This window comes from Billgrantia campisalis, from assembly GCF_022341425.1.
GTDB classification, from domain to species: Bacteria; Pseudomonadota; Gammaproteobacteria; order Pseudomonadales; family Halomonadaceae; genus Halomonas; species Halomonas campisalis.
On sequence record NZ_JABFUC010000001.1, the window covers coordinates 116,787 to 128,917 of the forward strand.

Annotated in this window: 12 protein-coding genes; 1 reads left to right on the forward strand and 11 read right to left on the reverse strand. The window is 62.3% G+C overall.

Features of this window, described 5'->3' with window-relative positions:
- Positions 1-22: 22 nt before the first annotated feature.
- From flgL to flgB, 11 genes are all read right to left on the reverse strand, one after another.
- A complete protein-coding gene (gene flgL / locus HOP52_RS00480) occupies positions 23-1,303 on the reverse strand; it encodes a flagellar hook-associated protein FlgL (RefSeq protein ID WP_238974862.1) in 1,281 nt (426 codons plus the stop codon).
- A 20-nt stretch (positions 1,304-1,323) separates the two neighbouring features.
- Positions 1,324-3,270, reverse strand: coding sequence for a flagellar hook-associated protein FlgK (flgK, locus tag HOP52_RS00485; RefSeq protein WP_238974864.1), 1,947 nt, complete (start codon positions 3,268-3,270; stop codon positions 1,324-1,326).
- Positions 3,271-3,348: 78 nt separating this feature from the next.
- Positions 3,349-4,479, reverse strand: a complete 1,131-nt coding sequence (gene flgJ, locus HOP52_RS00490; RefSeq protein ID WP_238974866.1) for a flagellar assembly peptidoglycan hydrolase FlgJ — start codon at positions 4,477-4,479, stop codon at positions 3,349-3,351.
- Positions 4,479-5,606, reverse strand: coding sequence for a flagellar basal body P-ring protein FlgI (locus HOP52_RS00495; RefSeq protein ID WP_422677671.1), 1,128 nt, complete (start codon positions 5,604-5,606; stop codon positions 4,479-4,481). The genes flgJ and HOP52_RS00495 overlap by 1 nt, the downstream gene beginning before the upstream one ends.
- Positions 5,607-5,632: 26 nt before the next feature.
- The gene (locus HOP52_RS00500) at positions 5,633-6,310 is read right to left on the reverse strand and encodes a flagellar basal body L-ring protein FlgH (RefSeq protein ID WP_422677672.1); all 678 of its coding nucleotides are present in this window, start codon (positions 6,308-6,310) and stop codon (positions 5,633-5,635) included.
- A 17-nt stretch (positions 6,311-6,327) separates the two neighbouring features.
- Entirely contained in the window at positions 6,328-7,110 is a 783-nt protein-coding gene (flgG, locus tag HOP52_RS00505) for a flagellar basal-body rod protein FlgG (RefSeq protein WP_238974868.1), read from the reverse strand.
- Between the two features lie 26 nt (positions 7,111-7,136).
- Positions 7,137-7,892 carry a flagellar basal body rod protein FlgF gene (locus HOP52_RS00510; protein WP_238974870.1) on the reverse strand — a complete coding sequence of 252 codons (756 nt, stop codon included), beginning with the start codon at positions 7,890-7,892 and terminating at the stop codon, positions 7,137-7,139.
- 125 nt (positions 7,893-8,017) lie between these two features.
- Complete coding sequence (flgE, locus tag HOP52_RS00515; protein ID WP_238974872.1) at positions 8,018-9,526, reverse strand: flagellar hook protein FlgE; 1,509 nt, start codon at positions 9,524-9,526, stop codon at positions 8,018-8,020.
- A gap of 28 nt (positions 9,527-9,554) precedes the next feature.
- The gene (locus tag HOP52_RS00520; protein WP_238974874.1) at positions 9,555-10,247 is read right to left on the reverse strand and encodes a flagellar hook assembly protein FlgD; all 693 of its coding nucleotides are present in this window, start codon (positions 10,245-10,247) and stop codon (positions 9,555-9,557) included.
- A gap of 2 nt (positions 10,248-10,249) precedes the next feature.
- Positions 10,250-10,657, reverse strand: a complete 408-nt coding sequence (flgC, locus tag HOP52_RS00525) for a flagellar basal body rod protein FlgC (protein ID WP_238974876.1) — start codon at positions 10,655-10,657, stop codon at positions 10,250-10,252.
- A gap of 31 nt (positions 10,658-10,688) precedes the next feature.
- Positions 10,689-11,102, reverse strand: coding sequence for a flagellar basal body rod protein FlgB (flgB, locus tag HOP52_RS00530; RefSeq protein WP_238974880.1), 414 nt, complete (start codon positions 11,100-11,102; stop codon positions 10,689-10,691).
- A gap of 187 nt (positions 11,103-11,289) precedes the next feature.
- Between flgB and flgA the strand changes: the two genes are divergently transcribed.
- Positions 11,290-11,997 carry a flagellar basal body P-ring formation chaperone FlgA gene (gene flgA / locus HOP52_RS00535; protein WP_238974882.1) on the forward strand — a complete coding sequence of 236 codons (708 nt, stop codon included), beginning with the start codon at positions 11,290-11,292 and terminating at the stop codon, positions 11,995-11,997.
- Positions 11,998-12,131 lie beyond the last annotated feature (134 nt).

Sequence of the window (12,131 nt, forward strand, 5' to 3'; positions counted from 1 at the left end):
AGAGATTAATCACAGAGATAAATCACATATAGTTGAACAGCGACAGCCCCTTGACGTCGACGAAGGCCTTTTGGGCCGCCTGGAGTCCTACCTGGCGCAGGCTGTATTCGGAGATCGCCTCGTTGTAATCCAGGTCGACCAAGTCTGACAGGGTGCGTTCATAGTTCATCATGCGATTACCGCCCACCGCATCGACCACGTCCAGCTCGTTGAGCCGCGCGCCCATGGAGGCACGCACGGTAAGCACGTTATCGAGGCTGTTATCGAGCTCGCGCATGACCGACGACAGGGTATTGCGGAAGTGGGCGCGGTTCTCGGGTTGACCCTGCTGATCCAGCTCCAGCACGTCGATGGCGTCCTTCAGCGATTTGAAGAGATCCTGGTTGGCGCCCTCGGCGTTGGCCGGGCGCAGCTGGATCTGATCGTCTTCCTCGGGCTCGCCCCGCAGGGTGATACTGATGCCACCGAAGCTGATGGTTTCACCAGACGTGTAAACCTCATCATATAAGTCACCGGGATTATTCGGATCCGCGACGCGCACTCGCATCTCACCGCCATCTTCTTCAAAACGAAGGGTGAAACTCTCACCAAATGCCGCGTTATCCGGATCAACGCGACTCGGGCCGCTAAAGGTCACAGAGCCTTCGTTTCGTAAATACCCCTCCTGGGTGCCGAGGCTGATATCGCCAGCCGCCGACTCACGCTCGGCCCGCGCCACATAGCCGGCCCCGCTGGGCACGCTCTGGAAGATGGTCTGACCGTTATCTGCCACCGGCATCAGCCGCGAGGCGTCGATACGCTGGGCGCGCACGTTGTCATCGCCGTTGTACTGCACCCCGGCCACACCGTCACCGCCGGTACGGGCGAAGGGGGGAGCATCGTCATTGTAGCCCCCAAACAGATAGCGGCCGTTGCCGTCGGTGGCATTGCCCTGGCCGATCAGCGTTTCGTAGATACCGCGCAGCTCCGAGGCCACCGATTGGCGATCCACGTCGCTGAGCGTATCGCTGGCCGCCTGGATCATCAGCGTCTTGGCACTGGTGACGGCATCGCTGACACTGTTGAGCACGCTTTCGGCCTGGGACAAGGTGTTTCGCGCCGAAACGCGAGCATCGGCATACTGCTGGGTCGCCGCCTTGGCCTGAGACACACCCACGGCCCTGGACGCCGCCTGGGGATCATCGGAAGGATTGACCACACGACGGCCGCTGGCAATCTGCTGGCTGACCTTGAGGAAGTCGCCCTGCTGGCGGTTCATGGATGTCATGCTCTGCTCGAACATGGTCACGGTGCTGATACGCATCGCTGGAGACTCCCTTCTAATCAGTTACGCAGGCCGAGGATGGTATCGAAGATGGTCGAGGCGGTGTCGATCACCCGGGCATTGGCCGCATAGAACTGCTGGTAGCGAATCAGGTTGGCCGCCTCCTCGTCCAGATTGACGCCGGATTCCGACTGCTGCACCGCTTTTAGCTGATCGGTCAGGCCCTGGCGCGCCTCCAGGTTGACCTGGACGATATTGGTGCGATTGCCTACGTCGCTGACCATAGCGCCGTAGAACTGGCTTAGCGTCGAGCGACCACCCACCGTTTGCACACTCTGAAGGTCCTGCATGGCCAAGGCGTTACGGTTATCGCCGGTGCCGGAAACCGCAAAAGATAGAGACACACTTGCAGTTTCCCCATCACCCGGCATGGCATTGACAACGAACTCGATGCCATCGAGGTTAATGGTATCTCCAACATTGATTTCGTCGCCAGCAGCATAAGCCTGACCGTTAACCGTGAACTCAGAAGGGTCAGGTGTGGAGACAAAAGTTTGGCCACCAGTGGTTTCAAGTGTAAATGTATGCTGAGCCAAGGCATCGCTTGGATCCAGAGAACTCAAAGCGCCCGCTTCGGCACGCAACCCGGAAACAGAGAGATCGCCAGATGATGCTACGAAGCTACCTGCCGCAATTTTATCCAGATCACTAATTTCTGAACTCATCCCCGCGGCGGCACGGCGCACCGGCTGCACCTCGAAGCGGTCGTTGTTGGCCAGGTTGCCGAGATCATCGAAGGTCAGGCTGATTCCGCCAAACGTCAGGGTGTTATCAGCCAGCTCTACCTTTCCCTGATATTCACGCCCGGTATCCTTACGGGTGATGGTAAAGGCAGTCTCGTCAGCCGGTGGCGCCGAATTGACCCGAATCTCGTAGTCGGTGGCCTGCAGCTGATCCAGGGTGGCGGGATCGAATTGCGTACTGTCAACGCTGGCGGTACCGGTATTGCGCTCGTTGAAGTAGGTCACCGGTTCACCCAGGCTGAACATGGCCTGGCCCTGCTCACCGTCCAGGTCGACCCCCAGTTGGTGCTGCTGGTTGAAGCTGGAGGCCAGCGACACGGCCAACTGACCGATCTGGTTCTGGGTCTTGTCCAGGGTCTCCGAGCGGAAGCTCATCAGCCCGCCCAGGGTGCCGCCCTTGATGGTGCTCTCGTCCAGGGCCGTCACATTGCCGTTACCGGAGGTACCTTCACGGTAACCGATCACGGTGCGCTGGGGATCGGTCGGTGACTGCATCGCTTCCAGCCGGTAGGCGTTGGTACCGGCGACCAGCGGCTGGCCGTTGGGCAGGCTGATATTGTAGGTCTTGCCATCCTGGATATTCAGGCGAACGTCCATGCGCTCGCTAAGCTCATGGACCAGCTGATCACGCTGGTTCAGCAGCCCGTTGGGCGCCTCGCCGTGCCGGGCCCTGGCCAGGGCAATCTCACGATTCAGACCCGCCAGCTGCTCGGTGGTGTTGTTGATCTGCTGAACTTCATCGGCAATCTGGCCGTTGATGCCGTTCTGCAGGTCCTGTAGGTAGCCATCGAAGGCACGGAACTGGGCCGTCATGGTATCGGCGGTTCCCAGCACCCCCTGGCGGGCGGCCGGGTCGGAGGGGGCGCCGGCCAGGTCTTCCAGAGACGAAAAGAAATTCTGCATCAGCGGCGCCAGGCCGGCCTCGCGGTCGGCGAGCAGGTTGTCGATCTGGCTGATCTGGTTCTCGTAGGTCTTCAGCGCACTGGAAGAGCTGGTCGCGGCATTGAGCTGCGACGCCACATAGTGGTTGAACTGGCGCTGGATGTCGTTGACACGAACGCCGCCATCGCCCCGCCCTTCACCGAGCACCGCAATCTCACGATTGTAGCCCGGCGTATAGACATTGCTGATGTTGTTGCTGGTGGTGTTCAGCGCATTCTGCGCGGCATTGAGACCACTCAGACCGATGGAAAACATGCTCATGTGTGTCGTTTCCTTTCGCCAATGGTCAATACATCGGCCTGAATCCCAAGAACTTTAGGCGCCCCGGTGCGATTTCTGTCAGTAGCGCAGGAAGACCAGCGAGTCGCTGCCCGTCTCGACCGGGCCCATGCTGTTCATGACCGCTATCAGCTTATCGGCATAGGCCGGGTCGGTGGCATAGCCGCCGGCCTGCAGCTCACGAGCGGCCTGCTCAGCGCTGCCCGCGGTGGTCACCGCCGCATAGCGGGGGTTATCGCCGATCAGCCGCGCATAGTCGGTGAAGGCCTCCTCGAAGGAGTCATAGACGCGGAAGGTGTCGACCAGGCGGGTGCGCTGGCCATTGAGGTATTCGTGAGTGACCACGTCGGTGGTCTTGCCGCGCCAGCTGCTGCCGGCCTTGATGCCGAACAAGTTGTGGCTGTTGCCGCCATCCTGGGTGGCAATCTCGTGGCGGCCCCAGCCGGTTTCCAGGGCGGCCTGGGCCAGGATCAGTTCGGCCGGCACGCCCGTGCGGCGGCTGGCGACCTGAGCGGGCTGCGCCAGGCGCTCCATAAAGCGCTCGATATGATCATGGCGCGCGGTATCCGGCCCCGAACGCGTCGTCGCATTCATTGACGCGCCGGGGGGGGATGAAGACCGCCCATCACCGCCCGATTTAGCCGAGGCCGTGGGCAGCTCGGCCATGAAGCCACCGAGGGCGGCAGCGTCGCTTCCCGTCAGCAGCTCGTCGAAGAAGCTCGCGGGCTGGGTCGGGCCAGCCTGGCCGAGCTCGTCCTGACCAGCCTCCTTTTCGCTAGCCTCCACTGGCTGCAGGGCATCCTTCAGCACCCTGGGGGTGCCGCGAGGAATTCCGGCAATCAGCTCATTGAGCTCGCTGTCGGCCACTGGGTCGGGGCGAGACGCGGCCGCCCCCTGCCCCTCCAGCTGGGCCACCAGATGATCGGCAAGGCCGATGCCGCGCCCGGCCATGGTCTGCGCCCACTGCTGGTCGAGCAGCGACTGGTAGAACTCCGTCTGCTGGCTGTCGAGCAGGCCAGTCGTCGGGATGGCATCGCGCATGCTCTTCAACATCATCTGCACGAACAGCGCCTCGAACTGCTGGGCGGTGTCCCGCAGGCCGGCCGACGGGTCCTGGCGAGCGGTGTGCTTGAGACGCTGCAGGCCCTGCATGTCCAGGGCAAACTGGCTGCTGAAGTCCTGGACGCTCATCAGATGATCTCCAAATCAGCGCGCAGCGATCCGGAAGCCTTGAGGGCTTCAAGTATCGCCATCAGGTCGCTGGGGGTGGCCCCCAGGGCGTTGAGCGCATTGACCACGTCCACCAGGTCGGCCCCTTCGACCACTCTGAGGAAGGCATCCTGCTCCTGGATCTCGATCTCGGTATCGGGCACCACCACGGTTTCCCCATCGCCGAAGGGCGGCGGCTGGCTGACCAGGAAGCGGGTATCGATCACGATGGACAGGTTGCCATGGGCCACGGCCGCCCGACGCAGCGTCACGGCGCTGTTCATCACCACCGAACCGGTGCGGGCGTTGAAGACGACCTTAGCGGGCGCATCCATGGGCGTGACCCGAATGTTCTCGACCTGGGCCATGAAATTGACCCGAGCGTTATCCGTGGCCGGCCCTTCCAGCGTGATCACGCGGCCGTTTCGCGCAGCGGCCACGGGCCTGCCGAACTCCTGGTTGATGGCGTTCACCACGCGCTGCGCCGTGCCGAAGTCGGACTCCTTGAGCTCGAGCTCGAGGAAACCACCGTTGGCGCCCAGATCCAGCGGGACTTCGCGCTCCACCATGGCACCCCCGGCGATTCGACCGCCCGCCTGCTGGTTGATCTGCACCGCGGCACCGCCGGCCTCCGCGCCCACGCCAGCCACCAGCAGGTTACCCTGGGCGATGGCATAGGTATCGCCGTCGGCGCCCTTTAGGGGGGTCATCAGCAGGGTGCCACCGCGCAGGCTGCGCGCATTGCCGATGGAGGACACATTGATGTCCAACCGCTGGCCGGGACGGGAGAACGGCGGCAAGTCAGCGGTAACCATTACCGCCGCCACATTGCGCAGTTGCATGTTGGTGCCGGGCGGAACCGTGATGCCCAGCTGAGAGAGCATATTGGTAAGGCTCTGGCCGGTGAACGGCGCCTGCATGGTCTGGTCGCCGGTGCCGTCCAGCCCCACCACCAGGCCGTAGCCCACCAGCACGTTGTCGCGCACGCCGGCGAAGTTGGCGATTTCACGGATACGCTCGGCCTGGGCGGGCAGCGCCAGCAGGCAGCTCAACACGACCACCAGCAGGGCAATGAGCGACCTGATCGAGAAAACCTTGGGGAACATCATGCGAGCGCCTCGATGACCGTCGACTATCAGTAGGGCGAAACGTTGAGGAAGAAACGCTGCAGCCAGCCCATGTGCTGCGCCTCGTTGATATAACCGTCTCCCACGTATTCGATGCGCGCATCGGCCACCGCCGTGGAAGGCACCGTGTTCTGCCCCGTAATAGTGCGGGGGTTGACCACGCCGGAGAAACGAATGAACTCGACCCCCTGATTGATGGCGATCTGCTTCTCGCCACGCACCCGCAGGTTGCCGTTGTGTATGACCTCGAGAACCGACACGGTAATGGTGCCCGACAAGGTATTGTTCGCCTGGGAGCTCCCTCCGCCGGAAAAGACGTTGTCTCCCGAGATGTCGAAGCCGAGATCCTCCAGAAAATCAATGGCATCGGGAATCTGTGCGACATCCAGGCTGCCAGAACCGCTGCGGTTGGCACTGCTCTGGGAGTTCTTGCTGGCGCTGACCTGCTCATCGAGCACGATGGTCAGGATATCGCCCACCATGCGCGGGCGACGATCCTCGAACAGCGGCTGCGAACCGCGGTGGGCCTGATAGATGGAGCCATTGGCCTGCCGGGGAGGTGGCTCGGCGATGCGAATCTGCTCCTGCTCGCCCACCACGGAGGCGCGCGGGATCTGCGCGCAGCCGCCCACCACCAGCAGGGCCAGAACGACCGCGCTACACCTGACTATCGAAATAGCTGCCACTTGATTCATCGCCCCAATCAGAGCTGGCTCAGCCGAGCCAGCATCTCGTCGCTGGTCTGCACGGCGCGGCTGTTGATCTCGTAGGCCCGCTGGGTCTGGATCATGCTGACCATCTCTTCCACCACGTTCACGTTCGAGGTCTCGACAAAGCCCTGAGAGAGTCGCCCCGCGCCGTCCATACCGGGAACCGCCTGGTTGGCAACGCCCGAGGAGGTGGTTTCCTTGTAGAGATTGCCGCCCATGGACTCAAGCCCGGTCGGATTGATGAAGGTGGTCAGGGTGATCTGGCCGATATCCTGAGCCTGAGCCACGCCGGGCTGCGTGATGGACACCGTGCCATCTTCACCGACGGTCACCGACAGGGCGGTTTCCGGAATGAAGATGGCCGGCTCAAGGGGGTAGCCGTTGGCGGTGACCATCTGGCCGTTTTCATCGATCTGGAAACTGCCGTCGCGGGTATAGGCGGAGGTGCCGTCCGGCATCTGAATCTCGAAGAAGCCGTTGCCGTTGATGGCCAGGTCGCGAGAGTTCTCGGTGCGCTCCAGGTTGCCCTGGGTATGCAGGCGTTCGGTGGCCACCGAACGCACCCCGGTGCCCACCTGCATGCCGGAAGGCAGGCGGTTCAGCGCATCGTTCTGGGCGCCCGGCTGACGCATGTTCTGGTAGAGCAGGTCTTCGAACACCGCCCGGGAGCGCTTGAAGCCGTTGGTGCTGACATTGGCCAGGTTGTTGGAGATCACATCCAGCTTGACCTGCTGGGACTCCAGGCCGGTCTTGGCCGTCCAAAGCGATTTGATCATGTCATGTTTCCTTGTCTGTCAGGCCATCAGCCCTGGATCGACAGCAGATTGTTGGCGCGCTGGGCGTTCTCGTCGGCGGTGCCGATCACTTTCATCTGCATCTCATAGCGGCGAGCCACATCGATCATCGACACCATGGCATCGATGGCCCCCACGTTGCTGCCTTCCAGGGCACCGGTCGCCACGCGGGCCTCTTCGTCGGCGGCCAACATCGCCACATTGCCTTCGGCATCGGGCCGCGGGCGAAACAGGCCGTCATCGCCGCGCACCAGATCCTCCTCGGGCGTGACCAGCTTGAGTCGCCCGACATCGGCAAGTGCGTCGGGCCCCTCCCCTTCGCCGATGGCGCTCAGGGTGCCGTCGGCGCCCATGAAGAGCTGCGAGCCCGGGGGCACCTGAATGGGGCCGCCATCGCCCATGACCGGGCGTCCGCCCACCATCAGCACGCCATCGCCGGCGATCTGCAGGTCGCCGCGCCGCGTGTAGGCTTCGGTGCCATCTTCGGTCTGCACCGCCAACCAGGCATTGCCCTGCATCGCCACGTCCAGCTCGCGACCGGTGGCGTTCATCGGCCCGGGGGTGAAATCGCTGCCCGGCGTGGTGCCCGCCACGGAGACGCGGGTGGGCAGGGCGCCGTCGCCCTGCACCGGCACCGCGCGCATGGCATGCAGCTGGGCGCGAAACCCGGCGGTGTCGAGGTTGGCCAGGTTGTGGCTGACCACCGCCTGCTGGTCCATGCTCTGCTTGGCGCCGCTCATGGCGGTATAGAGGATGCGATCCATCGTTGTGCCTGCTATCTGCTAACCAGGAAGAACGAACCCCGCTTGGGCGGTACCCAAACCGGGTGCCTGTCGTACAAGCCCGGGCTGGCGCTCCCAGCGGAGCGCCAGCCTGGAAGACGTCAGGCCTAGAGGTTGATCACGGTCTGCAGCAGCTCATCCTGGGTGCTGATGGAGCTGGAGTTGGCCTGATAGGCGCGCTGGGCAACGATCATATCCACCAGCTGCTTGGCCAGGTCCACGTTGGAGTTCTCCAGCACGCCGGACTCGATGGTGCCGAACACTCCTGTACCTGCCACGCCGAGGATCGGCAGCCCCGAGGCGTTCGTCTCACGCCAGGCGTTATCGCCTGCGGGTTGCAGCCCCTCCACATTGGCAAAGCTGGTCAGCACGACCTGACCGGCGTCGCGCCGCTCTTCATTGGTATAGTTGCGGATCACCCGGCCGTCGTCGGTCACCTCAATGCCGGCAAGGCTGCCCGAGCTATAGCCATCCTGGCTCAGGCTATTCTGAACAGAGTTATTGCTGAACTGAGTGGTGCCGGTCAAGATAAAATCGTGGTTGAGTGGATTGGCCCCCTCACCCACGGTGAAATTCAGCTCGGCTCGATCACGAGTCTGGGCAGCATCATCTACCGAGGCCTGTTCAAATGCAGTTTCTAGATCCGAACCAAGCGCTGAAGCATCAGCCACGTCGTAAATAGGATTTTCCCCGAAATCGAGCTGGTAGCCGGCTGCCGCAACACCCACAATATCATCGGCATTCCGTGCATTATTTCCATTTTCATCCAAATCGGAATACCTGGCAAGCTGCCCATTTTCGTTGAAACGCATCCAGAAGGCATTCTTCATGTCTTGTGCAGCACCGGCCTCCCCATCAAACTCAAGCTTTCCATCAACCGCCTGAAAAACTCGCCAGGCGTTTGTATCGTCATCAACCTTTTCAAAATAAACAGTTATATTCCGCGCATTACCCAACGAGTCGTAGGCAGTAAAGCTATTGGAAAAGTGGTAACTCACGTCCAGTTCAAGGGGCTCACCGTCAGCATCATAGTCACCATCATTGTCGACCGTTAGAGCATCACCGTTCTCATCCACTGCACCAAGAGAAATGGTTTGCAGTTGCTCGCCGGCCCTCGCACTGGAGTCGAGATTATAGGTGGCACTTACTTCTGTTGTAGCATTGGCTGGAATATCATCGGACGGCACCCGAATCGGCTGGGGGGCTCCACCCGCCACCACGGCAGAGAAGGGGTCGTTGGGATCGGTCAAGCCATAACCGGTCAGCCGCTGACCGCTAGCATTGACCATATAACCCTGATTATCGAGGTTGAACTGGCCGTTACGCGAGAACACGATCTCGCCACCGGGCTGCTCGAGGCGATAGAACCCTTCACCGGCAATGGCCAAGTCCAGGTTGCGGCCAGTGTTTTCCAGGTCGCCGGATTCGAAGTTCTGGGTCACAGCCGCGACGCGTGTGCCCAGACCAACCCGGCTATTGGCGCCGGCGAAGACGTCGGAAAAGGCCACGCCGCTGCTCTTGAAGCCCACCGTCTGGGAGTTGGCGATATTGTTGCTGACGACCTTCAAATTTTCGGACTGGGCGGCCAGGCCGCTAAGGGCTTGTGAAAAGCTCATTGAGTTATCCTCGTTCCCTGCTGCGCGATTACAGAATTTGTTTGATATCGTTGAGGCCAACCTGGCCATAGACGGCGCCGAGATCCAGGCGCACGTTCCCGTTACTATCCTTGGGCGTGACGCCACCCACCATGGCGTAGTTCAGCGCCTGGGCACTGATGGATTCACCATCGCGGTCGGTGGCCTCCAGCCTGACGCGATAGGAGCCGGGAGCGGCACTATCGCCCTCTGATGTCTTGCCGTCCCACTGGAACGACTCCACGCCAGCCTTCACGGAGCCAATATCGTAGCGGCTGACCACCTGGCCGCTCGCATTGGTAATCGTCACCCGCACGTTTTCGGCGGGCTTCTCCAGCTCGATACCGAAGGGCGTGGTGTGGGCCTGGCCGGCCTCACCCTGCTCGAGCAGCACGCGATCGCCTTTCACCAGCACGCCCTGCCCGATCAGGTGCGTGGCCTGCATAGCCTGGTTGGCATCCATCTGCGCCGTGATGCCCTTCAGGGTCTGATTGAGCTGCTCGATACCGCTGACCGTATTGATCTGGGCGATCTGTGAGGTCATCTCATGGTTTTCCAGGGGGTTGAGCGGATCCTGATTCTGGAGCTGCGTGGTCAACAGCAACAGGAAACTCTCTCTCAGCTCATCCGACTGGCTCTGGTTCAGCTTGGGTCCGCCGCCGTTGAGACTGGACAGCGCCGCGGGATCAATGCCTCCCACCATGATCAGCCCTCCCCTAGGGTCAGTGTCTTGAGCATCATCTGCTTGCTGGTGTTCATGACCTCGACGTTGGCCTGATAGGAGCGCGAGGCGGAGATCATATTGACCATTTCATGGACCGGCTCGACGTTGGGCATGGTCACGTAACCCTCCTCGTTGGCCAGCGGGTGTGCCGGGCGATACTCCAAGCGCATCGGCGAGGGGTCCTCGATGACCTCGCGCACCCCGACGCCGCCGATGCCGTGACCGCCCTGCAGGCGCGACTCGAACATGACCTGCTTGGCGCGATAGGCCTCCCCGTCCGGCCCGGCAACGCTGTCGGCGTTGGCCAGGTTGCTGGCGGTAACGTTCATGCGCTGCGACTGGGCGCTCATGGCCGAGCCGGAGATATCGAATACGGAAAACATCGACATGAATTAGCTCTCTCTGGTGACTCGCCCACGATCACTCGGGCTGCATGGCGCCTTTCAGCCCTTGAATGCGGCTGTTGAGGATGGTCAGTGCCGCCTGGTAGCGCACCGCGTTATCGGCGAACTGGGTACGCTCCCGATCCATGTCCACCGTATTGCCGTCCAGGCTCGGCTGGTCCGGCACCCGGTAGAGCAGGTCATGCCCCGGCGGCGCGAAGCCCTGGCCGGCCAGGTGCCGGTCGCTGGTTCGCGCCAGGGCCACGGCGCCGCCGGAAGCGCGGCCATGTTCCACCGCCTTCTTCAGCTCGCTGGCGAAATCCATGTCGCGCGCCTTGTAGTTCGGCGTGTCGGCATTGGCAATGTTGCTCGCCAGCACCTTGTGGCGCTCCTGGCGAAGCCCCAGTGCCTGCTGGTGGTAGTTGAAGGCGGACTCGAGCTGGTCGATCATCCCGGCGCTCCCGTGTGCGGAACCTGTAAAACGAATGCGGAACTTGTTGATGCTGAAGAATAGCCACGGAGGTGTCACCTCAATGGCAAGAACAGGAGGGTTTTCCGCGGCCATTTCTCATGTTTCACGCCCCGGGGCCGGGATAGAATCGTCTGACCCCCGTTACCAGCGGCATTGATCCACCCTCATGGCCTACTTCAGCCCCCAACGCCTGCCGATGCGCCTCAACGGATGCCTGCTTTCCCTCGCCCTGCTGCTGTCGAGCACGGCGATGGCGGACGATAACGCCGCACTGATGCAAGCGGTTCATGGCTTTCTGCATGATCGCGCCCAGGCTCTGGGCGATGAGATCATCGTCGAGCTTCACCCCCCGTCGGCCAGGCTTCCCGCCTGCGAGGCGCCGGAGCCTTTTCTGACCCGCGACGGCGAGCTGCCGCTGGGACGAGTCTCGGTGGGCGTGCGCTGCGGCAGCGATGGCAGGCAAGTGCGCTACCTGCAGGCCGAGATCGGGGTCATCGGCCACTACCCGGTACTCAACCGGGCCCTTGCCGCCGGCGAGAGCGTGCGGGAGAAAGACCTGGAACTGCGTGAGGGCAATCTGGCCGACCTGCCCAGCCGCGCCCTGCTGGACGGCGAGACGATCGTCGGCCAGGTCGCCACCCGCCCCCTGCGCGCCGGGGAACCGCTTCAGGAGCACCAGTTCCGGGCCCTGCCGCTGGTGGAGCGCAACCAGCGTGTCTCGATCGAGGCTCACGGCTCAGGCTTTCGAATCTCTCGCGAGGGCCAGGCGCTGGAGCCCGGCGGCCTTGGCGACAGGGTGCGGGTTCGGCTGAGTTCACGGGAGGTCATCACGGCGGAGGTCATCGGCGACGCCACGCTTGTCGTGGACTTCTAGCGCCAACTGCGGCAGCCTGAAGGGTGCGCCTGGAACGCGCCCGCATTCCAGTGTGCACAAGCTTTTGTGCATAAATTTGTGCCGTGCCGTAAAGTTCCGCCGTCAGCTGCCGATAGCATGAGAAAGCACCGGTC